Below are 23,713 nucleotides of genomic sequence, written 5' to 3' on the forward strand. Positions count from 1 at the left end.
CCCCGTTCATTTCGGCGCCCGTTCCAACGCGCGGTAACGCAACTTGCGCCGGTAGGTGGTCATATTGTGATACATGTCCAACCGCTTCAACTGCGCCTTGGAGACCAGCATCCATAATCGTTCGATCCGGTCTATCAGGCCGAAATGGGTATAGTATTTAACAGTTGGATAGCCTCCCTTGTCGTCCATCTCGCCGGAGGTCATATGGCGCAGATCACCGGCATGGCGATATCCCTGCACCGTTTTCAGCCAGTCCCGCGCCACCTCAAAGAAGCCCGCCAGAAAGAATTTGGACAGTATCTGGCAGGTAAATTTCAGGATCGAGATAAAATGCCGCGTCGGTGGCACCAGTGGCACAGGATCGAAGGAATTGACCACACGGTATATCGGGGTTTTGAAACCATCATTGAATTTATGGTTACCGACACGCGGCGAACCAAAGGTGTAACAGGCCGCCAGCGTATCACGGGCCTGGTACCAGGTAGCAATCACGGCAACTGCCCCGCCAAGGGAATGACCGGTAATATACAATGGCAGACCAGTCACCTTTTTCAGCAGTTTTGAGATATCGGCCTCGACATCCGAATAGGCCTTGTGAAACCCCTTGTGGACCTGTCGGCCACCCCCGATGGATTCCAGCCCGATGTTAGCGTTATTGATCCAGTCCTGCGGCGATGTGGTTCCCCGAATTGACAGCACCGCAAATTCACGCCCGTTTCCCCCGGTCCATTTGGCGACATAGCCTTCCGTATTCGCCAGAATATCGAGGGAGTGATTATAGAATGTACCCACCAGTTCAAAGCCGGATGCCTTCAGTGTTGCCTTTAACCGCTTTTCCCCGTCGCTTGCATCAGGCGTGCGGAAAAAGCTTTGCAGGGCCTCCAAGCGTTTGTTGATCGCCTTCGCATTGCTGAGTGCGGCGAGTTCCTTGGACAGATCGAAAAGCTTTTCAAAGGGCGGCTTTTCAAATCGGATATAGGCAAGTTCCGCCAACAGGGCCATCTGCCAGGCGGTCCGGTCACTGTAGGCCGCACGCTGTATCGGTGGCTTGAGCGCCAGCAGCTTTGGGCCGTCCACCTGCTCTATTTCTCTAGTCTCATTTGTCATCCGGTTCCCCTCTCCCGCACGGAATACGGCGGCCAAAAGCTCCCCCCGATTTCCCAAAACACAAAGTAGATACAATTTTATTTGATTGCTAACTATCTTAAGTTGTCATAGGATTAAGGCAACAAGATTTTGGCTGATTTATCAGCAATAAAACACGTTTACAGGCCAGTTTTGATGGGAGGTTTCCAGGACAGCTACCGGCATCACCGGATGCCCGTAGACTGACGACCCGTCATGCTTGCAGGGGAATTCAACATGACGATACTCCCTCCCGCCTTTTCCCGGATTTTAGTCATCCTCGGAGCCAGTCTGATAGCCTCGGCCTGCTCCCCCTACGTTTATGAAAGCGAAATCACCGCTTTCAGCAACGGCGTTGATAGGTCTCTGAAAGCCTATAACGCGCTGTTGCCCCAATATGAAAAATGGGCGACGGAAAAACGCGATGCATCCCTTCTCGCCCGATTTGCCGATACAGGGGAAAGGCCGTCCACATCCGACGCCTGTGAATTGCTGCGCAGCCAATACGACAGCCGCTTCGCAGGTCAGGGCGCCCCCACCGTCGCCTTGCTGTCGCAGGACGAACTCGCAAAATGCCAGGTAACGCCTGTTCCCGGAATAGACCCGGCGAAAGGCCTGCCCAATCTTGGCGCGCTGGCTGACAGCCTGCGTTCCTACGCGTCTGCCCTTCAGGCCATCACCAATGCCGAAGCGGAAAAGGACCTGGAAAAGGCCTTTGGCAGCTTTAACACAAGCGCGACCGGCCTGCTCAAGACGGTTAATCAGGAACTCGTAAAAAGAAACGAGAAACAACTCGACGCTTTGGGAGCCCTTGTCTATCAGGCCGGGCTTGCCGGACTGCGCCAACGCCGCTTCAACGCCTTGAAGGAGGCCGTAAACAACAATGCGGCGGTTGTCGACCGGGGTTCCAGTCTTCTTGCGGAGGCTGCCTTCGACATTTACGGCCCGGCCCTGACCGCGAAGAAAAAAGCATTGGAGCAGGCGGAGAACAAAGCCCTGACGGCAACGCCGGGCAACTATATCGCCATATGGAAAAGCCTTCACAAGGCACGCGACAGCTATATTCAGGCTCTGGAAAGCAGCCCGGTTTATGCCTTTGCCGGTATCCGGTCCACCCATGAGGCCCTGCGACAGTCTTTGAACAATCCGGGTAACCGCGCCCAGCTTGCGGCCCTGCACAAAAACATTGTGGTCCTGAAGGTCGCCGCCGAGACGGCCTTCAACACATTGAAGCCAGCCGAACCGGGTGGATCATAACGCCCGCCTGACGTTCGACTTTCCTTGGTCAGACCGACCAGCCCAGAGGGAGAGTAACCGTGCCGATATCACAACGAGCCCAAAGACTGAGAACCAACCTGCGCCTGGCGGTGCTGGAGAATATAACCGCCCTCAACAGGCAGAGAAAAGCCGCCGTTCAGGCCGGTGACGGAGATGCAGCCACCAATATCCAGGATGATATAAACGGCCTTCACGACAGACTGGACGACCTTTCCTTTCTCAGCCTGCAGGACCTTGAGGACAGCCGGGAGGTCACACAGACCATCACGGACCTGCAGAAGGCTGCCGGAGACCTTGAGGATGAGGCTGGCAAGATCCAGTCCATTGCCGACGCCCTGAAAAAAGGCGCAGAGATCGCCGACAAAATATCGAAAATCATCGTCAAGTTGAGAGATATAATTCCAGTCTGACAGCCACCTCAAATCGACATATTTGTGCGGAAATCCGCACAAGGTTTTGCACTAAAATGTGACTTTCCACACAGGCGATGCAGGTGCGAAATATTTTTGTCATAACTTTCAATGTTTTCGCGTAGACATTCCCGCAACGCAACACTGGCATTCCGGTTGCACATGACTGGGGTGAGCCTCGGCAACAGCCGGGACCAGTTAAACAAAAAGTTGCAGGAGAGGATTAAATCCATGCGTGGGATCAAAATGGGTATCGCTGCGGCCGCACTGGCATTTGCAGCAACGTCCGCACAGGCGGCCGACATCACGATCAAATTCAGCCATGTGGTGGCCGAAAACACCCCGAAAGGGAAAATGGCCAATAAATTCGCCGAACTCGTCCATGAACGCCTGGGCGATCGGGTGGAAGTCGAAGTTTATCCGAACTCCCAGTTGTTCGGTGACAACAAGGTTCTGGAAGCCATGGCCCTGGGCGATGTGCAACTGGCGGCCCCGTCCCTGTCCAAATTCGGTAAATACACCAGCAAGCTGCAGGTCTTCGATCTGCCTTTCCTGTTCAAGGACATGAAGGCCGTAGAAAAATTCCAGCAGGGCCCGAAAGGCCAGGAACTGCTGCATTCCATGGAAGACAAGGGCTTTATCGGCCTCGGTTACCTGCATAACGGCATGAAGCAGCTTTCCGCCAGCCAGCCCCTGATCGAACCGGCTGACGCCGATGGCCTGAAGTTCCGCATCATGTCCTCCGACGTGCTGGCGGCCCAGTTCGAAGCCGTTCAGGCCGTACCGTTGAAAAAGCCGTTCTCCGAAGTCTTCACCCTGCTGCAGACGAAGGCCATCGACGGTCAGGAAAACACCTGGTCCAATATCTATTCCAAGAAGTTCTTCGAGGTTCAGGACCACATCACGGAATCCAACCACGGCGTTCTGGACTATCTGGTCGTAACCTCCGCCGATTTCTGGAACGGCCTGCCGGACGATATCCGTCCCGTGATCAAGAAGTCCCTGGATGAGGCCATTGCCTATGGCAACAAAATCTCCATGGAAAAGGCCGAAGCGGACAAGAAGGCAATCGCCGAAAGCGGCCGCACGACCATTCACGAACTGACCGACGAACAGCGCGCCGCATGGGTTGAATCGATGAAGCCGGTCTGGAAACAGTTCGAAGGCGATATCGGCAAGGACCTGATCGACGCCGCCGTCGCGTCCAACGGATAACAGCGACCACTTTCCATATAAATCACGCAGTCGCTTAACGGGCGGGCCGGTATGTCAAAAGGCAACCGGCCCGTCGTCCACGGGGAGGGTCCAATGTTCCGTTTCCTTGAGAAACTGGAAGAGGCTGTCATCAGTCTCATTCTGGTTGCCATGACCCTACTGGTCTTCGTAGAGGTCATCCTACGTTTCTTCTTTAACACAGGCCTGCTCTGGTCCCAGGAAGCAACGCTTCATATGTCTGCCTGGCTGGTCCTGTTCGGCATGTCATACGGCGTCAAGAAAGGCGCACATATCGGGGTGGATGTGCTGGTCGAATCCCTGCCGGTGGCGGGAAAGAAAATCGCCGGCCTGATCGCGGTTGCCGCCAGTCTGGCCTATGCCACGCTGCTTGGCTATGGCGGCTGGGTCTATCTGGCAAAGGTCAAAATGATCGGTATCGAACTGGAAGATATGCCGATCCAGAAATGGGTTGCGCATTCGATCCTGTTCATCGGCATGGTCTGGTTGGGCTGGCGTCTGATCGTGCTTGCCTGGAACACGATCAGGGGCGACGCACACGGTTTTGTCTTCGCTGACGAGGCCAAGGAAGCCCTGCATGAACTGGAAGAACACAAAAAAGATGAACTGCAACATGGTGGGGAGCGCTAAGCCATGACGACACTCGCACTCTTTGCCCTGCTGTTCCTTTTCATGTTCCTAGGCATGCCGATCGCCATGGCGCTGGGCCTGTCCAGCGTGATGACAATCCTGTTTTTCTCCAGCGATTCCATCGCATCCATCGCGTTGAAATTGTTCGAATCGCTGTCTGAGCATTACACCCTGCTCGCCATCCCCTTCTTCATCCTGTCCTCAGGCTTCCTGTCGACCGGGGGTGTGGCGCGCCGCCTGATCCGTTTCGCGGTATCCATCGTCGGGCACATCAAAGGCGGGCTGGCTATGGCTTCCGTCCTCGCATGCATGCTGTTTGCCGCAGTTTCCGGCTCGTCACCGGCGACAGTTGCCGCCATCGGCAGCATTGTGATCGCCGGGATGGCCAAATCCGGTTACCCGAAAAGTTTTGCCGCCGGTGTCATCTGTAACGCAGGCACACTGGGTATCCTGATTCCGCCGTCGATTGTCATGCTGGTCTATGCCGCCGCAACGGAGGTATCCGCCGCGCGCATGTTTATGGCCGGTTTCATTCCGGGCATTTCCATGGGCCTGTTGCTGATGGTGGCAATCTATGTGGTTGCCAGGGTCAAGAACCTGCCAGCCAGCCCCTTCCCCGGCTTCGGCGAGGTCAGTGCCTCCTTTGTGAGTGCGCTGGGCGGGATCATGCTGATCGTGATCGTATTGGGTGCCATTTATGGCGGCGTCGCCAGCCCGACGGAGGCCGCTGCGGTTTCTGCGGTATACGCCTTCCTGATTTCGGTTCTGGTCTATCGCGATATCGGCCCGCTGGCGCATGTTCCCCTTCGCAAGGAGGGCGAGGATATCGCCTCTGCAACCCTGCGCGGCATCGTGCAGTCCGTGGTCGCCATCCCGAAAAGCTTCACGGATCCGCGTGTTCGTGACGTGGTTCTCGAAGCGGCCAAGGTCAGCATCATGCTGTTGTTCATCATCGCCAACGCGATGCTGTTCGCGCATGTGCTGACGACGGAACGCATTCCGCATCATATCGCCGACTTCATCACCCATCTGGGCCTGCCCTCCTGGGCGTTCCTGATCGCGGTGAACATTCTGCTGCTGGTAGCGGGCAACTTCATGGAACCCTCGGCGATTATCCTGATCATGGCGCCGATCCTGTTCCCGATCGCCCAGAAACTGGGCATCGACCCGATCCACCTGGGCATCATCATGGTGGTCAATATGGAAGTGGGCATGATCACGCCGCCGGTGGGACTGAACCTTTTCGTCACCGCCGGGATCACGGGCGAGTCTATAGGCTGGGTCATCAAGGCAGCCCTGCCATGGCTCGGCCTGCTGCTGTTCTTCCTGATGATCATCACCTATGTGCCGCAGGTCTCGCTGGCCCTGCCGGAATGGATCGACTACCTGCACGGCTATAAATAACGCCGGGACAAGCGACTGAAAAACTGAAGGGCACCCACGAACGCGGGTGCCCTTTTTCTTTTGCCGGAATGGCAGCAGACAGATCAGGCCTGCTGTTTGGCCCCTTCCGCAGTTTCTTCCGAGGCAGCCCCCGGGGCCGCACCGGTCCAGGCGCTGCGGCATAGATCCAGGTCCGGGAAGTCATCCGGGTTCAGGACCGGACGGTCAACACCGGCCTTCAACTGACGCCGGAAGTCGCTCAGAATGCGAAGGCAGGTCGGCAACAGCATCATGATCACCACCAGGTTCACGACCGCCAGAATACCCATCATCGGATCGGAGAAGAAGAAGACCGCGGTTGCCCCCGGCGCGGTAGCACCGGCAAAGACAATCCCGATGACAACGAGACGCAGGATAAGCTGCGCCACTTTGCTGTGGGTGATTTCGGTCAGTGCGTTTTCACCCAGATAGTAGTTGTAGATGATCGAACTGAAGGCAAAGAGCAGGATCATGAAGGACAGGAAATACTGCGTCCAATCGCCCAGATGGGAGACCAGCGACTGCTGCGTCAATGCGATGCCGTCGACACCTTCCGCACCCGGCGTATAGACGTCGCCCAGTAGAATCACAAAAGCCGTACAGCTGCAGACCAGCATGGTATCGATGAAGACAGAGAAGGACTGTGTGATGCCCTGGCTGATCGGGTGGCGCACATCGGCGGTTGCCGCCACGTTCGGGGCAGACCCCAGACCGGCTTCGTTGGAGAAAAGGCCACGGCGCAGGCCCTGTGCCAAAGCAGCCCCCATACCGCCGCCAACGGCCTCTTCCAGACCGAAGGCGTTATTGAAAATCGTGCTCAGCACAGACGGGATCGCGTCGATATTCATCACGATGACAACCAGTGCCATGCCGATATAACCCAGTGCCATCACCGGCACGACGACGTCGGCGGCCTTGGCGATACGGCGGATACCGCCGAAAACGATGAAACCGGACAGCAGAGCCAGGAAGATACCGGTATAAAGCCGGTCGATACCCAGGCTGTCCTTGACCGCACCGGCAACCGTATTGCCCTGGAAAGCATTAAAACCAAGGGCGAAGGCGGTAATCAGGCAGACGGCATAAAGAACCGCCAGCCATTTGAAATTCGCCCCCAGGCCATAGACGATGGACTGGGCCGGGCCACCACGGAACTGGCCGTCGTCTTCCCGGCGCTTGAATAGCTGTGCCAGGGAACATTCGACCAGACTGGTCGCCATGCCGACAAGTGCAATCGCCCACATCCAGAAGACAGCACCGGGGCCGCCCAGCGTGATGGCAACGGCAACACCGGCAATATTGCCACCGCCAACGCGCCCGCCAACAGACAGGAGCAGCGCCTCACGGGCGGACACTGCGTTGGGATCGCCTGTCTGGTTTTTGCCCGAAAGGACACGGAACATCCGGGTGAAATATTCAAACTGAACGAAACCCGTGAGAACGGTGATGAACAGACCAAAGACAACCAGCAGCGGGATCAGCGCCCACCCCCAGGTCAAATCGCCAATCAGGCCAAAAATGCTTTCAATAGTCTCCAAGACTAGTCTCCATTGATGTGACCGGCCCGCCGAGAAAGCAGCCCGGCTCAAAGGTGGCTCAAGGCATGACCGCGAAGTCCGGCGATGCCTTGACGGCGAAACCTTGCGGAAAACAAGTTCCCGTTCCGGAATGATGGATGGGGGGAGAAACGCCCCTGTCAGGCTGGAGACCCAGCCGACGAAATAAAATTTCGCGATGACCTATAACAGGATGCGGGACTAGTCAAGTAAGGTAGCTATGAAATAACCATGCGGTTTTCCTAATGTTCGACCAGCGCCGCCGCCCGGCGGTCCAGGCTTTCCTGCGGCCAGTATTTGGATCGCTGGTAATATTCGGTCATGGCCGGAACATCCTCAGGCAGGATGACCCAGGGCTGTTTGCTTTCGGTAAAAATATGAATATCCGGCGGGCAGGCATCCGGGTTTTCAAGCGTCCCGACCCGGATGAAATTGAATGTCGGCCCCGACCCGGAATAAACACTCCACAGCGCCACCTGACAGGTCGGACAGCGATAGATGGTCTGTCCCTTCCCGCTTTCGCTGGGCGTATCAACCCCAACCGGCGTACCGGATAAAAGCCTGACCTTGCTCGATTCGATGAGGGCGTTCAGCGCAAAGGCCGCCCCCGTCTCGCGCTGACACCAGCGACAGTGACAACAATGCACAAAAAGCGGCCTATCGGTCAGTTCGTAAGTGCATTCCCCACAGGTGCAATGGCCTTTCATGGTGTAATTTCCTCTTAGCACTTTTTGGGCGAGAATTTGGGGTTCAGCAAATAAAGAAAACGCCCAAAGCAATAACTAGCTTACCCCGACTATTCCATGATCAAGGCCTGCCTGCAATTCTAGCTATCTATGATAGAATGGCACCAAATCAATATCCTTAAGGAATTGTGTTATGTCTTCCCCAGTGGAAACAGTTGATTTGATACAGCGCCTGCAATCCGAAGGGCTCACGGAAGAGCTCTTTGAAGAATTGCATCATTTTGGCTCACAATCATCCATCCGCGAACATATCAACTATCTTGGAACAATAGATAGGTATCGCGGCGGTCGGAAAAGCGAGTGGAATAATCTGAAGCTGCACTGTCGACTAGATCTAATAGAACATCGGATTAACGTAAGCGGCAGACAGATTGACCAATCCGATATAGACGATGCGTTGGCTGCCTTCCCTCTTTCTTGACGACACCGTCCCTACAAAAAAACGCCGGGCAAAAGCCCGGCTGAGTGGTCGGCGTGGTCCGGAGGGGCCGCTTTTCGCGGACAGGTTCTGGTGACCCCTCCCAACCTCTTTGGCCTAACCGCGTTTGACGGCGGTCGGCTTGTTCAGTTCATTGCGTTTTTCCATCGCGGCATAATAGGGCGCGAAATTCGGGCGGTTCACATAGTTGCCAGCCCCTTCCACCGCACGCAGGTCGCCTTCCTTATAGGTGACCTTGCCCTGGCTGATGGTGTGGGACGGCAGGCCGGTGACCTCCATGCCTTCGAAGATGTTGTAATCCACCTTCTGGTGATGGGTTTTGGCTGAAATGGTCTTGGTAGCCGCCGGGTCCCAGACCACGATATCGGCGTCCGCGCCCACCGCAACAGAACCCTTGCGCGGATAGATGTTGAAAATCTTGGCCGCGTTGGCAGAGGTAACGGCGACGAATTCGCTGGGCGTCAGGCGGCCCTTGCCCACGCCTTGCGACCACAGCACTGCCATGCGGTCTTCCACCCCACCGGTGCCGTTCGGGATTTTGGAGAAATCGTCACGGCCCATGGCCTTTTGGTCCGCACAGAAGCAGCAATGATCCGTTGCCGTCGTCTGCAGGTTGCCGGATTGCAGCCCCTTCCAGAGCGCCGCCTGATGTTCTTTCGCCCGGAACGGAGGCGACATTACATGGGCGGCGGCCACATCCCAATCCTCATGGCGATAGACGCTGTCGTCGATCATCAGATGGCCCGCCAGCACCTCACCAAAGACGCGATAGCCTTCGCCCCGCGCCCGCGTGATTTCCTCCAGCGCCTGAATGGCAGAGACATGCACCACATAAAGCGGCGTACCGATAACCTGTGCCAGGCGGATGGCACGGTTGGCGGCCTCGCCTTCGGCCTCCGGCGGACGGGACAGCGGATGGCCTTCCGGCCCGGTGATGCCTTCGGCGATCAGCTTTTTCTGAAGCTGGAAGACCAGTTCGCCGTTTTCCGCATGAACCGTCGGGATCGCGCCCAGCTCCAGCGCGCGGCTGAAGCTGTTATAGAGAATCTCGTCGTCGGCCATGATGGCATTTTTATAGGCCATGAAATGCTTGAAGCTGTTGACGCCGTGATCACGTACCAACGTGCCCATGTCTTCATGGACGGTTTCGTCCCACCAGGTCACAGCCACATGGAAACTATAGTCGGCAGAGGCTTTCTGGGCCCAGCCGCGCCAGGTCTCATAGGCCTCCATCAGGCGCTGCTGGGGGCTGGGGATCACGAAATCGATGATCATCGTCGTGCCGCCCGCCATGGCTGCCGCCGTGCCGGAATAGAAATCTTCCGATGCAACCGTGCCCATGAAGGGCAGTTGCATATGGGTATGCGGGTCGATCCCGCCGGGCATGACATATTGACCGCCGGCATCGACCACTTCGGCGCCGCCCGGTACGTCCAGGTTCTCACCCACGGCAACGATCTTGCCGTTTTCGCAGTATACATCTGCCCGAAATTCGTCATCCGCCGTAACGACGGTTCCACCTTTGATCAACAAAGACATGACCTTGCTCCTTCCCTCCGAGATGACGGTGAGAGCGCGATGCCGGGGGCTCACGGAGGTATCCCCCGGCATCTTGCTCGGTTTGAGTTAGGGGTTAGGCTTTCTTCTTGCCCATGGAGAGCAGCAGATAAGCCGCACCCGCCACGAACAGTCCGACGAACCACGCATAGGTGTAGATCGTCGCAAAGAAGGGTGAGACGCTGTCCGTCACGCCAACGGCATTCAGGAAGCCCGGCAGGTTCGGCAGGATACCGATGATCAAAGCCAGGATGCCAGCCCAGTTCCAGCCATTGGAACCGCTGTAAATGCCGTTATGCCGGAACAGGTCTTCCACCTTCAGGTTCTGTTTCCTGAGCAGATAGTAATCCGCCAGCATGACACCCGCGATCGGGCCCAGCAGCGCGGAATAGGCAATCAGCCAGCCGACGATATGGTTCACCAGGATCCAGGGGAACATCACCAGACCGATGCCCGCCGTGATATAGCCGCCCTTACGCAGGTTGATGGCGCTGGGTGCGAGGTTGGAGAACCCGTGCGCCGGGGCGACAACGTTGGCCGCCAGGTTGGTGGTCAGCGTCGCCACGATCAGGGCAAACAGCGCGATGATGATGGTAAACCCGCCCATCTTCTCGGTCAGGGCAATCGGGTCCCAGATCGCCTCGCCGAAGATCACGACGGTTGCAGAGGTCACCGCGGATGCGATGAAGGCAAACAGCGCCATCGGGATCGGCAGGCCGACCGCCTGGCCGACAAACTGGTCTTTCTGGCTTTTGGCGTAACGGGTGAAGTCCGGAATATTCAGCGCCAATGTCGCCCAATAGCCGATCATGCCGGTCAGGCTGGGCCAGAAGACGGACCAGAACTGGCCTTCTTTCGGCTGACCTTTGTCAAACTGGCTGGGCGTGGAGAGCATCTCACCAAAACCACCTGCCTTGAAATAGGCCCAGGCCAACAGCGCCAGCCCCATCAGCAGAAGGAAGGGCGCGGCATAGGTTTCCAGCCAGCGGATGGATTCCGTGCCGTTGCGGATGAAGTAGATATGGATCGCCCAGAACACCAGGAAGCAGACGAATTGCGCCAGGTTGATGCCCAGGATCGGCAGCGGATCAGCCGCCAGCGCCCCGCCGGTCAGCGTATTCAGGATCACATAGATCGCCGAACCACCGACCCAGGTCTGGATACCGAACCAGCCACAGGCGACGACGCCACGGGCAACCGCCGGGATTTTCGCGCCCACCGGGCCAAAAGACGCCCGCAGCAGCACCGGGAACGGGATGCCGTATTTCGCCCCGGCATGGCCCACGAGGACCATCGGGATCAACACGATGATATTGGCCAGTAGAATGGTGCTTACCGCCTCACCCCAGGACATGCCCGCCCCGATCAGATAAGAGGCCAGCAGATAGGTCGGAACGCAGACCACCATGCCAACCCAAAGGGCGGCAATGGCCTTCCAGTCCCATGTCCGCGTCTCGCGGGTGGTTGGGGCCTGGTCTTCGTTCCACAGGTCCGCGTCGACCCCCGATAGTTTTGTATGCGCGACGCCGAACTCGTCCAAGACGGTCCCTTCCGACGCCGTGGTTGCATTGTCAGTCACAACATTTCTCCCAAACAGGCCGCAACGGTTTATCGGGCATTTATGGTTTTCGATCTCGCCCAGTTTTTATAATGCGGCACGCCGTGCATCGGTCCCCTTAAAGCGCCCCGCCGATGCTTCGGGGCGGGCCGGTCACCTCCCCTGTATTGAAATGACCGGCCGAATGATTCGGTGCTCCCGTTAGTTTCCTTCCACAAGGCGGCCATAGGTGCTGGGCCGGCGGTCCCGGAAGAACTGCCAGTTGTTGCGCACCTCGCGCACCATGTTCATGTCCATATCGTGGACGATCAGCTCGTCCTGATCACGGCTGGCTTCCGCCTCGATCTGTCCGCGCGGGTTCACGAAATAGCTCTGGCCGTAGAATTCCCCGATATTCCAGGGGGCCTCTGTGCCGACACGGTTGATCGCGCCGATGTAACAGCCATTGGCCGCGGCGGATGCGGGCTGTTCCAGCTTCCAGAGATATTCGGACAGGCCCGCGACGGTTGCCGACGGGTTTACGATATATTCCGCCCCGTTGAGCGCCAGTGCGCGCCAGCCTTCCGGGAAATGGCGGTCGTAACAAATATAGACGCCCAGCTTGCAATATTGCGTGTCAAAGACCGGCCAGTCCGATGCACCGGGCTTGAAGAAAAATTTCTCCCAGAACCCCGCTACCTGCGGGATATGGGTCTTGCGGTATTTGCCGAGATAGGAGCCGTCCGCATCAATGACCGCCGCCGTGTTGTAATAAACACCGGTGATGTCTTCCTCGTAGATCGGCACGACAATGACCATCTTGTGCTTCTTGGCCAGTTCCTGCATCAGGCGCGTCGTCGGCCCATCGGGGATGGCTTCCGCCGCCGCATACCATTTGGCATCCTGGCTGGGGCAGAAATACGGCTGGTTGAAAACCTCCTGCAGGCACAGCACCTGCACGCCCTTTTTCCCCGCCTCTTCGATCAGCGGAATATGGGCCTCATTCATCACCTCCCGGATTTTCTCCGGGCTTTCATCGGTGGAGGCTTTCAGCGCCATCTGGATCAGACCACCACGCAAAAGATTGCTCTGATTAGTCATTGTCTTCTCCCCGTTTTTCTTTTTTAAAAAGTGCCTTATCACGATTCTTTATTTCCGGATCACAAAAATCGACTTCTGCCCCGGAATGGAAATCAGCCAGCTTGTCTCTCACAAATCACAATCTCGCGCCCGACGCGCTGCATCGACCGGACACCCCATCAGGCATAGAACCGGCGGCGCACATCACGCACAACCAACAGTGGAACGAAAAGTCAGATACAGATAAGGGTTCAGGCAGATGCCTGTGCCAAACAGCTTGCACTTGAACTCGAAGCCATTGATGCAAAGCGCCGCGCCCGGACAAGCCGGTTCCGCCTTTTTCAGATTTTAGGAGAAACCGCCTTCACGCGATTGCGCCACTTCATGCATCCCCTGCCTATCCTGTTCTTGTCGATCCAACGGGCCGCATACTTTCTTGGTTTTTAAAGCCGGAAGGTCATTAATCGCCTTCCTTTCCCGCTTTTATTCGGGTGATATCCTTGCGGCCAAATCATTCACCCTTTAACAGATTAGAGGAATCAGGTTATGTTATCCTGACCAAACGGTCAAGAAGCTTGAACAATAGTTATAACCGCCATGGGAAAAGAGCGTGAGTCGCATTGAAAACGGTCGCCACAAGGCAACAATCCGTCAGGAAAATGAAGAAGTCATCCTGCGCGCCGCTGAAGAGCTTTTCGCGGAATTCGGCCTGAAAGGCGCGACAACGGACAAGATCGCCAAACGGGCCAACATGCCCAAGGCCAATGTGCATTACTATTTCTCGACCAAGCAGAACCTTTACAAGCGCCTGATCGAGGACGTCTGCGACCAGTGGCTGGAAGCCGCAATGGTCTTCGACCGCGAAGACGAACCCGCCAAGGCCCTGCGTGGCTATATCGAGGCCAAGATGGACCAGGCCCGCAACCGCCCCTTCGGCTCCAAGGTCTGGGCCAGCGAAATCCTGGGCGGCGCGAAATTCACCCGCGACTATATCTCCACCCAGGTGAAAGACTGGCTGGAAAGCCGCGAGAAGGTCATCAATCGCTGGATCGAAGAAGGCAAGATCGACCCGATCGACCCCATGACCCTGATGTTCATGATCTGGGCCACCAGCCAGCATTTCGCCGACTTCCAGGCCCAGATCGACATCCTCAACAACGACCAGCCGCTCAGCGACGACCAATTCCAGCGTACCAAGGAAACCGTGGTGCAGATTATCTTGAAGGGGATTGGCTGCTAGGCGCAGGGCCGTCTGACTGACAGCGCCCCGTTCCAAACGTCATGCGCGGGCTTGCCCCGCGTACCCACGAAGGCGTTGTCCTCTCCATCTAAAACGCTAACACAGCTACCTCTCCGTAGGTCCCCGTGTCGAGCACGGGGATGACGACGTGTTATGAGAGGCTCTCAACTTTCGCTCGTCACCCCTGCGCAGGCAGGGGTCCATTTCTCTGTAAGTGCAGGTGGTGAGATGGATTCCCGCCTTCGCGGGAATGACGGTTTGAGAGTGGTTTCGGCCTTGCCGTTTCTCCCTCTCCCTCCCACGCGTTGCATGGGTCCCTCCCTCTCCCGTAAACGGGAGAGGGTCCTTAGTATCAGTCAGCATCAATTGTTTTCATATGGGAACAGTGTGATCCCAAACAGCCCCTACACAGCACCGCCTCCTGACACTAGATTCAATAAAACTGGACAGCAGTGCCTGTAAGGAGGTCACGATGAAGAATATTATCGGCGTGTTTGAAGCCCCCGCCCATCATTGGGTTGGCGATGGCTTTCCCGTGCGATCCTTGTTCAGCTATGACCGCCTGCACAAGGCCCTGTCGCCCTTTCTGTTGCTGGACTATGCCGGTCCGATCGATTTCAAACCGGCCAGCCGCCCGCGCGGCGTGAGCCAGCATCCCCATCGCGGGTTCGAGACGGTCACCATCGTCTATGACGGTGAGGTCGCCCACCGCGATTCCACCGGCCAGGGCGGCGTGATCGGCCCCGGCGATGTGCAGTGGATGACGGCGGGCGCCGGTATCCTGCATGAGGAATTCCACTCCGAGGCCTTCACCAAGAGCGGCGGCCGGCTTGAGATGGTACAGCTTTGGGTGAACCTGCCCGCGGAACACAAGATGACCGCGCCCGGCTATCAGGCGATCCTGTCCGGGGAAATCCCCGTCGTCCCCCTGCCCGACGAGGCGGGCGAGGTCCGTGTGATCGCGGGCGACTATGACGGCCAAAAAGGCCCTGCCCGAACCTTCACGCCAATGCAGGTCTGGGACATGCGCCTGAAAGCCGATAGCACGAGCCGCATCACCCTGCCCAAATCCTGGGGGGCTGCGATCATCGTGCTACAGGGCACAATTCAGGTGAACGACCAGCAAATCGCCCGCGAGGCGCAGATGGTCCTGCTGGGTGATGAGGGCGAAGAGGTCGTGATCGAGAGCAATAACGACGCGAAACTCCTGCTGCTGTCCGGGGAACCCATCGACGAGCCGGTGGTCGGCCACGGCCCCTTTGTCATGAACAGCCGCGACGAAATCATGCAGGCCATCCAGGACTTCAACAGCGGCAATTTCGGCCAAATGCCTGCCTAGAAGACAAGCCTCACCGCCCTTAGGGGCGGCTGAGCACGTTTCTCATAAATCGCTGATAACCTGTTGATTATTCACCGCTATTGGCTTCGGCTTTTTTGACCCAGCGGCCTTCGTCGGTCTGCTGCCAATAGGTCAGCTTGTGACCGGCGTCGCTTTGGGCCTTCCAATGCTGGCGGGCGGTTTTGACGGCGGCCTCGTCATTGCCGTCGAACAGGCGGCAGACGAGATCGAAGCCGGTCAGGTTTTCGCTGTTCGCCCCGTCCGCGAGGAAGAGGACATTCGCGTTGTTGGGATTCTCATCCTGATCGGTCAGCCAGATGGGTTGCAGGTCCGCATGACCATCCTGGGCCGAACCATGGGGCAGGAAACCCCGGTCGTCATAGGTCCAGAGGTGGCTGTTCAATGCCTCTGCCCGATCGGGAGACCCGACCATCACCACCGCACGCCAGTCCCGGTCCAGCGAAATTGCCAGCAGTTGCGGCAACACCTGTTCCAGGGTCTTGAGTTGCAGATGGTAAAAGCGGGTCTCCATGATCGCGTCTCTCCGGTGCCTAGTCTTCGTAATTGTCCGCTACGAAGGCGTTCAGCAACTTCACGCCATAGCCGGTCGCCCCTTTGACAGCAGTAGAGCTGTCTTTCGTGGACCAGGTGGTACCGGCGATGTCGATATGCGCCCAAGGCGTCTTGTTGACGAATCGCTGCAGGAACTGGGCCGCCGTGATCGATCCGGCGAATTTGCCGCCGATATTCTTCATATCGGCCACGTCGGACTTGAGCAGCTTGTCATAGTTGTCATGCAGCGGCATGCGCCAGACCTTGTCACCCGTCTCTGCGCCTGCGGCGTCGAGCTTTTTGGCAATTCCGTCGTCATTGGTGAAGAAACCGGCATGGTCCTCGCCCAGGGCAACCATCATGGCGCCGGTCAGCGTTGCCAGATCGATCATCAACTGCGGCTTGAACTTATCCTGCGTGTACCAGAGCGCATCAGCCAGCACCAGACGGCCTTCGGCATCGGTATTCAGGATTTCAATGGTCTGGCCGGACATGGAGGTGACGATATCGCCCGGACGCTGTGCATTGCCATCCGGCATGTTTTCCACCAGACCGATCACACCGACCGCATTGACCTTGGCCTTGCGGCCTGCAAGCGCGCGCATCAGGCCGACCACCACGCCGGAACCGCCCATGTCGAACTTCATGTCTTCCATGCCCGGTCCGGGTTTGAGTGAAATCCCGCCCGTGTCGAAAGTCACGCCCTTGCCGACAAAGGCCAACGGGGCCTTGGTCTTGGCGGCACCGGTCCATTTGATGACCACCAACTGGCTTTCCCGAACGGACCCCTGGCCAACGCCCAGCAGTGCGCCCATGCCCAGTTTGGCCATTTCCTTCTCGCCCAGGACATCAACCTCCAGGCCAAGCTTCTCCAGCTCCTTAACCTGTTTGGCATAGCTTTCCGGGTAGAGAACGTTAGGCGGCTCGGAAACCAGATCACGGGTCAGGAAAACCCCCTCGGCAACGGCATCCAGGCCATCGAACAGATCATCGGCCTGATTGTCCTGATGGGTAACCACAGTCAGCTTCTTCAGCTTGATCTTGTCGCCCGGTTTATCCTTGGATTTATATTTGTCAAAGTGGTAGCTGCGCAGGCGGAACCCAAGCGCGACATGCGCCGATTCTTCACCATCTGCATCCAGCGCGATGGAAACGTCCTTGTCCCCTTTGGTCAGAACCTCTGCGGCGATACCGCCGCCCAGGTTTTGCCAGTCCAGCGCCTGTTCCGCCTTGCCCAGACCTGCCAGGATGACACGGCTGTGGTCACTGTTTGCAGGGGCAAGAATTTCCAGGAACTGATCCGCCTTACCTTCGAAATCACCGCCCTTCAGCGCTCTGGAAATGGCACCGTTGGTGGCTTCATCCACGGTTTGCGCCGTCGCGGTCAGCTTCAGGCCTTCCTCCACGCCGACAACCAGCGCGCCAGTGGCTTCCGTGACTTCCTTTGCAAATTTGATTTTCATAAAAACCCCTATTTTTTGGATTTTCCGGCAGGCCAAGTCCCGGTCGGGTCAATCGTCCTGCCGCAATATGATGGGTATGGTAGGTTCACTTATCCCTGATTACAGATAGGCATACGCCACCTCATATGGCAACTGTCAATGACGCCTGCAAGAACCCGGCACAAGTCGCGCCTTCTTCTCTCATGCCGACCTCCCCTGCCTTATTTGCCCGAATGTGATTTTCCCCATTATTTCAGGGTCGGAGGGAAAAATCATGTGCATCCCCGTATTGATTTTGCTAACAATAAGCGCCTGCTTCAGGTTGGATTTCGTTGTTCCTCAAGGCATTGAATTTCGTGCAAAAAGTAACTCGCTATATCGCAGGGCAAACAGCGATGGTCACCATCATCGCAACGCTGGCCATCTGCTTGCTGATTACCCTTGTTCAGTCGGTGAAATTCATCGAACTGATTGTAAACAAGGGGCTGCCTGTCTCGGAATTCATACGCATGTCGCTTCTGGCCGCGCCGCGCTATCTGGTTTTCCTGGTGCCGGTTGTCGTCTTCGGGGCAACGCTTTTCACCTACAACCGGATGATCAACGACAGCGAACTGGTAGTTCTGCGCGCCGCCGGTTTCAGCCGGGCAAGACTGTCTCTGGCCGGCATGATTGTGGCTGCCGTCAGCACGCTGTTCTGCTACAGCCTGACGCTGTACCTTATGCCGGCAACTCAGATCGAATTACGGTCGATCATCATGCAGGTCCGCTCCGAATGGGGCGCGGCGTTGCTCAAGGAAGGGCAGTTCACCACCGTCGGCGGTGATACGACGATCTATGTGAAGGAACGCAAGCCAAATGGTGAATTGGTCAATGTGTTCTATCACAACACCAAGGACAAGCTGACCATCATTGCCGAACGGGGCGCCATCGTGGATACCGAAGAGGGACCGCGTATCGTCGTGGTGAACGGCAATAAACAGTCCTTCAAGGACGGCCGCCTGCACGTTCTGCGTTTCGACCGTTCTACCCTCGATCTTGGAATGAACAAACAGGTCCAGAAATTGCGCTGGGCGGAACCGTCTGAACGCTATTTGCCCGACCTGCTTTTTCCCGACATGAATAATGCCGACGACCTTGACCGGAAAGACACCCTGATTGCAGAGGGGCACAGCCGCCTGGCAACCCCAATCCTTCCGATGACCCTCTCGGCCATTGCCCTTTCGATAATTATGGGCGGGCAGTTCAGCCGACGCGGCCAACTGAAACAGGTCCTGACTGCAATCGGCATAATGATCGCGCTTTATGTGAACCACATCTGGCTATCCAATATGGCCGCCCGCCTGCCGGTGCTGATTTCCGCCCTCTATGCCAACGCATTGTTGCCGCTGGCAATTGCACTCTATTTAATAATTCGGCCCCGACGCCTCAAGAAGCGGGGAAAACCGGCTGTCGATACTGCGTCCGCAGCGGCTGTACAAGGATAAGGCAGGAACCGATTCATCATGCTGGCAACCGCAACTCTCTTTCAGTATCTCGCCCGGCAGTTCCTGTTTTGGCTTGGCTCCGTCTTTTTGATTCTGACCGCGCTGTTTGAAGTCTTCGATCTGGTCGAGATGCTGCGCCGTGCCTCGTCGAAAGACATTCCCTTTGATGTCGTGCTACAGCTTAACCTGTCAAAACTGCCTCATCTGGTTCAAGACGTCTTTCCCTTCATTGTTTTGTTCGGCGCCCTGATCGCCTTCTGGCGTCTGGCGAAGTCCAGTGAACTGGTTGTGATTCGCGCCGCAGGTATTTCGGTCTGGCAGATCCTGGCGCCCTCGCTTCTCGTCGCCTTTCTTCTGGGCGTCTTCCAGATAACCGTCTACAGCCCGTTTTCCGCCAGCCTCCGTGCGAAATACGAAGAACTGGAAAGCGAATATTTCTCAAACGGCAGCGAACAGCTCACGGTTTCCAAAACAGGCCTGTGGCTTCGCCAGACCCATGAAGAGGGACAAGCCGTCATCCATTCCCGCAAGACGGAAAACGGCGGGACCAAATTGACCGACGTCACCGTCTTTTTGTTCGACAAGGATGAAAAATTTGACGGCCGGATTGATGCAAAATCCGCAGTGTTGGAAAAGAACCAATGGGTTTTTAACAACGCGACTGTGTCCGAGATTAATGGCCGGGGCGAGTTGAAAGAACATTATGCGCTTCCAACCAACCTGACCGAGGAAAAGATTCAGGAGAGCTTTGCCTCTGCCGATACTCTGTCCTTCTGGCAACTGCCGGAATTCATCAAAACAATGGAAGAAGCCGGTTTCAGTGCCAACACCCATCGCCTGCGGCTGCATAGCATGCTGTCCACGCCGTTTCTGTTTTGTGCGATGGTCCTGATTGCGGCTACTTTCTCGATCCGCGCAAGCCGCCGGTCCAGCACCGCCTTCATGGTTTTGGGTGGCATTATGTGCGGCTTTCTACTTTACTTAATGACCAATGTGGTTCATGCAGTCGGCTTGGCAACAGGGCTTCCAGTGTCCTTGGCAGCCTGGATGCCGGCAGGGGTAAGCGTCATGTTAGGGGTAACCGCCCTTCTACATCTGGAGGACGGATGAAGTCTGCAGCGGCAAAAAAAACAAGAACAATCGCGGTCGGTCTTTGTCTCTCGCTCGCGGTGGGAACGCCGAGTGTTACACACGCACAGGAAGTCAATACCAGTCTTCCGGCCATTCTGCGTGCCGATCAGGTATCCCAGGACCAGGACCTCGGACTTATCATTGCCAAGGGTAATGTTGAAGTTGCCCAGGGTGACCGTATCCTGCTGGCCGACAGCCTCAGCTATAACCAGAAAAGCGACATCATCACCGCATCCGGCCATGTGAAACTGCTGGAGCCGAGCGGTGAGGTCATCTTTGCAGACTATATGGAACTGCGGGATGAAATGCGCGAAGGCGCGATCAAGCAGATTCGTATTCTTCTGGCGGATAATGCACGCCTGGCAGCCTCCGGTGGCCGACGCACCGGCGGCACCCATACGGAGATGACAAAAGCCGTCTATTCTCCCTGTGACGTTTGCAAGGATACACCGGACCGGCCTCCCCTCTGGCAGGTCAAGGCCGAGCGCGTTATCCATGACCAACAGACAAAGAGCATCGAATATCATCATGCACGGTTGGAAATGTTCGGTGTTCCAATCGCCTATACGCCCTACTTCACCCATCCGGATCCGACGGTAAAGCGGAAATCGGGTCTGCTGATCCCGTCCTATAAGGCCGCAAACGACTACGGTGTCGCCATCCGTCTCCCCTATTTCTGGGCTATTTCGGATGACAAGGACCTGACGATTGACCCGATAATCACGACAAAGGGTAATCCGATCCTCGGTGGTGAATACCGTCAGGCCTTTGACAATGGTGAACTGAACATTCGGGGCAGCATTACCGTTGCCGACCGTGAATCTGAATCCGGAAACACCGAGTTGGACAAAGTCCGTGGACATCTGTTTGCCAAAGGCCTTTTCGATATAGACGAAACCTGGCGATGGGGATTTGACTATAACCGGGCAACAGATAAGACATATCTCGACAAATTTGATTTCTTCAACGACCCGGGCAACACACTGACATCGACGGCATTTCTCGAAGGTTTTCGCCGCCGAAACTATACCGCGGTCAAAGCCTACACCTTCCAGAATCTCCGCGAAGGCAGCCGATATGACTCTGCTCCGGTTGTTTTACCCCTGGTCACCTATCAGGGACTGGGCGAGGCCGACCGCTACGGCGGACGATGGGAGGTGGATGCCGGCTTTCGCGGACTTAGCCAGAGCGATGAGTCCCAAAGCGTCCGTGGCAGCCTGAAAGGCGGCTACTCCATTCCGTTCAGCTCTGATCTTGGCTATATCACTACAGCGTCGGTCAGTGTGCGCGCTGACGTGTATCAAGTGGAACATGACAGCCAAAATGACCCGCTCGGCAGAAAGCAGAGCGATGGTTTCGCGGGACGGGTTGTGCCCCGCGCGTCCCTGGACTGGCGTTATCCCTTCGCCCGTTATGGGGACTTGGGCACTACTATCGTTGAACCGACTGCGGGCCTATTCATCGCCCCCAATGGCGGCAATCCCGCAGACATCCGCAATGACGACAGCACCGTCGTGGAAGAAGATGCAACAAACCTGTTCAGCGAAAGCAGAGCACCCGGCCTGGACCGCGTAGAAGGAGGCACTCGCGCGGCCTACGGAATGAAGCTGGGGCATTACTTCACCAACGACCGCCAGATCGAAGTGTTCCTGGGCCAGAGCTACCGCTTTACCAAAGATCATGATCTGATGCTTGAAACCGGCATCGAAGACGGCCAGTCCGATTATTTCGGCATCGTGGACCTGATCCCCCACCGTTATGTCGACGTGAACTACAATTTTGCTCTCAATGAAAAAGACCTGAAGCCGGTGAAGCAGGAACTGACCATGCGGTTGGGGCCCCGTGCTTTCAATGTCTATGGCCGCTACTCCCATCTGACAGAACCGCGTGATCCGGATACGTCGACTCTGGAAGAATTGTATCTGGCCTTGTACAGCAAAGTGGACGACAACTGGTCGGGTAGTCTCTTCACACGACAGGACCTGGATGGCGATGAAAGCGCCAACGAAAGTGCAGGAACGTTGAAAAGCGGGATGACTATCCGCTATGAAGATGAATGCTTTATTTTTGACGGTTCCTTCACCCGGTCCTTCCTGGACCAGAAAGACGTCAGCAAGGATGATTCGATCTTCTTCCGCCTGACATTCAAGACTTTGGGTGAAGTAGAGCTCTGATAGCAATAAAGACTGCCTGTCCTGTATGTGGTGAGAAGATAAACAAGGGTAAGATTGTGCGACTTTTCAAAACTTTGACTGCTGTTGGCTTTTGCGCCTTCGTTGCGGGTGCAACGCTAACGTCGCCTGTATCGACGGCATATGCGCAGCAAAACACCCTGCGCATTGCAGCCGTCGTCAATGACGACCTTGTTTCCGTCTACGACCTCAAAGAACGGATAGAACTGACAATGCTGTCCGCAAACCTGAAAGACAGCAATCAGACCCGTCAGCGCCTTGCCGGCCAGACCCTGCGCCAGCTTATCGACGAAAAGATCAAACTGCAGGCAGCAAAAGAGAATAACGTCAGTGTTCGGGATGCCGAAATCAACGGCCAGATCGCCAAGATCGAAAGCAACAACAAGATGCCTTCCGGGCAATTGCTGCGGATTCTGCAGGCGCGCCACGTCGACCCGGAAACCCTGCGCAGCCAGATCCGCGCCCAGATTGCCTGGGCCAAGCTGGTGGGACGCAAGTTGCGGCGGCGCGTAAATATCGGCGAAGATCAGATTGACGAGGTCCTGAACCAGGCGAAGAAAGACGCCGACAAGCAGCAGAAACGTGTCTTCGAGATTTTCGTCCCGCTGGAATCCCAGGAACGGGAAGTAGAGGTCCGGCAAAACGTCGACCGCATGGTGAATCAGTTGCGCGAGGGGGCAAATTTCAGCGGTATGGCAAGGACCTTCTCTCATGCAAGTTCCGCCGGTGTTGGCGGTGACCGCGGCTGGGTCCTGCCGGGTGACCTGCCGCCAGATTTGCAGGAGGTCGTCAAGAAACTTGGCCCTGGCCAGATTTCCGCACCGATTGAAACCCTCACCGGGTTCTATATCCTGAAAGTGACGGACACACGTCGCCTGGGCGGCGACAAGGAAAAGTCGGAGCTGACCTTCAGTCAGATCAGTCTTCCTTTGGTCAGCAACAACAGTAATGGCCGTCAGGCAGTTATTGCCCGTGCCCAGGAACTGCGCAAGGCAATCAAGGGCTGTGCCGATGTGGAGGCACAGGCAAAGTCTGTAGAGGGTGCCTCTGTCGTTGCAGACAGCAAGGCCAAACTGGGTGACCTGTCGGGACCGGTACGCACACAGGTCGAAAACCTGAAAAAGGGTGAGACCAGCCAGCCGATTTCTTTGGATAAGGCTGTTCTCCTGATTACGCTGTGCGACCGGACAGACGGCGAATCAAACCTGCCGAGCCGTCGCGAAATCCGTCAGCGCCTGACCATGCAGCGCATGGAACTGCTGGAGCGGCAGTATATCCGCGATCTGCGTCAGGCGGCCTTTATCGACGTACGCCTCTAAG

Annotated in this window: 20 protein-coding genes; 12 read left to right on the forward strand and 8 right to left on the reverse strand. The window is 56.6% G+C overall.

The genetic code is table 11. The annotated features are described in order from the left end of the window. Nucleotides 1-6: 6 nt before the first annotated feature. The gene (locus IF205_RS14845; protein WP_259780134.1) at nucleotides 7-1,107 is read right to left on the reverse strand and encodes a lipase family protein; all 1,101 of its coding nucleotides are present in this window, start codon (nucleotides 1,105-1,107) and stop codon (nucleotides 7-9) included. A 255-nt stretch (nucleotides 1,108-1,362) separates the two neighbouring features. On the opposite strand from IF205_RS14845, the gene IF205_RS14850 reads away from it, so the two are divergent. From IF205_RS14850 to IF205_RS14870, 5 genes are all read left to right on the forward strand, one after another. Further along, the gene (locus IF205_RS14850) at nucleotides 1,363-2,382 is read left to right on the forward strand and encodes a hypothetical protein (RefSeq protein ID WP_259780135.1); all 1,020 of its coding nucleotides are present in this window, start codon (nucleotides 1,363-1,365) and stop codon (nucleotides 2,380-2,382) included. 59 nt (nucleotides 2,383-2,441) lie between these two features. Further along, nucleotides 2,442-2,813 carry a hypothetical protein gene (locus tag IF205_RS14855; protein WP_259780136.1) on the forward strand — a complete coding sequence of 124 codons (372 nt, stop codon included), beginning with the start codon at nucleotides 2,442-2,444 and terminating at the stop codon, nucleotides 2,811-2,813. 231 nt (nucleotides 2,814-3,044) lie between these two features. Next, nucleotides 3,045-4,028, forward strand: a complete 984-nt coding sequence (locus tag IF205_RS14860) for a TRAP transporter substrate-binding protein (protein ID WP_259780137.1) — start codon at nucleotides 3,045-3,047, stop codon at nucleotides 4,026-4,028. 93 nt (nucleotides 4,029-4,121) lie between these two features. After that, a complete protein-coding gene (locus IF205_RS14865; protein WP_259780138.1) occupies nucleotides 4,122-4,676 on the forward strand; it encodes a TRAP transporter small permease in 555 nt (184 codons plus the stop codon). Nucleotides 4,677-4,679: 3 nt separating this feature from the next. After that, on the forward strand, nucleotides 4,680-6,080 hold the full coding sequence (locus IF205_RS14870; protein ID WP_259780139.1) for a TRAP transporter large permease: 1,401 nt from the start codon (nucleotides 4,680-4,682) through the stop codon (nucleotides 6,078-6,080). Between the two features lie 83 nt (nucleotides 6,081-6,163). On the opposite strand, the gene IF205_RS14875 is transcribed toward IF205_RS14870, so the two are convergent. Continuing rightward, nucleotides 6,164-7,636 (reverse strand): alanine/glycine:cation symporter family protein, encoded by a 1,473-nt coding sequence (locus tag IF205_RS14875; RefSeq protein ID WP_259780140.1) that lies wholly within the window; start codon nucleotides 7,634-7,636, stop codon nucleotides 6,164-6,166. A gap of 260 nt (nucleotides 7,637-7,896) precedes the next feature. After that, nucleotides 7,897-8,361, reverse strand: coding sequence for a GFA family protein (locus IF205_RS14880; RefSeq protein ID WP_259780141.1), 465 nt, complete (start codon nucleotides 8,359-8,361; stop codon nucleotides 7,897-7,899). 172 nt (nucleotides 8,362-8,533) lie between these two features. Here IF205_RS14880 and IF205_RS14885 point away from each other — a divergent pair, with 172 nt between their 5' ends. Beyond that, complete coding sequence (locus IF205_RS14885) at nucleotides 8,534-8,821, forward strand: hypothetical protein (RefSeq protein WP_259780142.1); 288 nt, start codon at nucleotides 8,534-8,536, stop codon at nucleotides 8,819-8,821. A 114-nt stretch (nucleotides 8,822-8,935) separates the two neighbouring features. On the opposite strand, the gene hydA is transcribed toward IF205_RS14885, so the two are convergent. The 3 genes from hydA to IF205_RS14900 form a co-directional block, all read right to left on the reverse strand. Next, nucleotides 8,936-10,378, reverse strand: a complete 1,443-nt coding sequence (gene hydA / locus IF205_RS14890; RefSeq protein WP_259780143.1) for a dihydropyrimidinase — start codon at nucleotides 10,376-10,378, stop codon at nucleotides 8,936-8,938. A gap of 94 nt (nucleotides 10,379-10,472) precedes the next feature. Beyond that, nucleotides 10,473-11,975, reverse strand: a complete 1,503-nt coding sequence (locus IF205_RS14895) for an NCS1 family nucleobase:cation symporter-1 (protein ID WP_259780144.1) — start codon at nucleotides 11,973-11,975, stop codon at nucleotides 10,473-10,475. 180 nt (nucleotides 11,976-12,155) lie between these two features. Beyond that, nucleotides 12,156-13,034: a nitrilase-related carbon-nitrogen hydrolase gene (locus IF205_RS14900; RefSeq protein ID WP_259780145.1), complete on the reverse strand. Its 879-nt coding sequence runs from the start codon at nucleotides 13,032-13,034 to the stop codon at nucleotides 12,156-12,158. A 589-nt stretch (nucleotides 13,035-13,623) separates the two neighbouring features. Here IF205_RS14900 and IF205_RS14905 point away from each other — a divergent pair. Next, nucleotides 13,624-14,253 (forward strand): TetR/AcrR family transcriptional regulator, encoded by a 630-nt coding sequence (locus tag IF205_RS14905; protein WP_259780146.1) that lies wholly within the window; start codon nucleotides 13,624-13,626, stop codon nucleotides 14,251-14,253. Nucleotides 14,254-14,725: 472 nt separating this feature from the next. After that, the gene (locus IF205_RS14910; protein WP_259780147.1) at nucleotides 14,726-15,592 is read left to right on the forward strand and encodes a pirin family protein; all 867 of its coding nucleotides are present in this window, start codon (nucleotides 14,726-14,728) and stop codon (nucleotides 15,590-15,592) included. 67 nt (nucleotides 15,593-15,659) lie between these two features. Here IF205_RS14910 and IF205_RS14915 read toward each other — a convergent pair whose 3' ends face one another. Beyond that, on the reverse strand, nucleotides 15,660-16,124 hold the full coding sequence (locus IF205_RS14915) for a DNA polymerase III subunit chi (RefSeq protein ID WP_375542653.1): 465 nt from the start codon (nucleotides 16,122-16,124) through the stop codon (nucleotides 15,660-15,662). A 19-nt stretch (nucleotides 16,125-16,143) separates the two neighbouring features. Then, entirely contained in the window at nucleotides 16,144-17,607 is a 1,464-nt protein-coding gene (locus tag IF205_RS14920; RefSeq protein ID WP_259780148.1) for a leucyl aminopeptidase, read from the reverse strand. A 335-nt stretch (nucleotides 17,608-17,942) separates the two neighbouring features. Between IF205_RS14920 and IF205_RS14925 the strand changes: the two genes are divergently transcribed. Genes IF205_RS14925 through IF205_RS14940 form a run of 4 tightly spaced genes read left to right on the forward strand, consistent with a single transcriptional unit; the run spans nucleotide 17,943 to nucleotide 23,712 of the window. Beyond that, a complete protein-coding gene (locus tag IF205_RS14925; RefSeq protein WP_259780149.1) occupies nucleotides 17,943-19,070 on the forward strand; it encodes an LptF/LptG family permease in 1,128 nt (375 codons plus the stop codon). A gap of 18 nt (nucleotides 19,071-19,088) precedes the next feature. Next, nucleotides 19,089-20,180: an LPS export ABC transporter permease LptG gene (gene lptG, locus IF205_RS14930; protein WP_259780150.1), complete on the forward strand. Its 1,092-nt coding sequence runs from the start codon at nucleotides 19,089-19,091 to the stop codon at nucleotides 20,178-20,180. After that, nucleotides 20,177-22,375, forward strand: a complete 2,199-nt coding sequence (locus IF205_RS14935) for an LPS-assembly protein LptD (protein ID WP_259780151.1) — start codon at nucleotides 20,177-20,179, stop codon at nucleotides 22,373-22,375. Before lptG ends, IF205_RS14935 begins: the two co-directional genes overlap by 4 nt. Nucleotides 22,376-22,413: 38 nt before the next feature. Further along, a complete protein-coding gene (locus IF205_RS14940; RefSeq protein WP_259783298.1) occupies nucleotides 22,414-23,712 on the forward strand; it encodes a peptidylprolyl isomerase in 1,299 nt (432 codons plus the stop codon). Nucleotide 23,713: the final 1 nt, after the last annotated feature.

The organism is Aestuariispira ectoiniformans, from assembly GCF_025136295.1.
Taxonomy (GTDB): Bacteria; Pseudomonadota; Alphaproteobacteria; order UBA8366; family Aestuariispiraceae; genus Aestuariispira_A; species Aestuariispira_A ectoiniformans.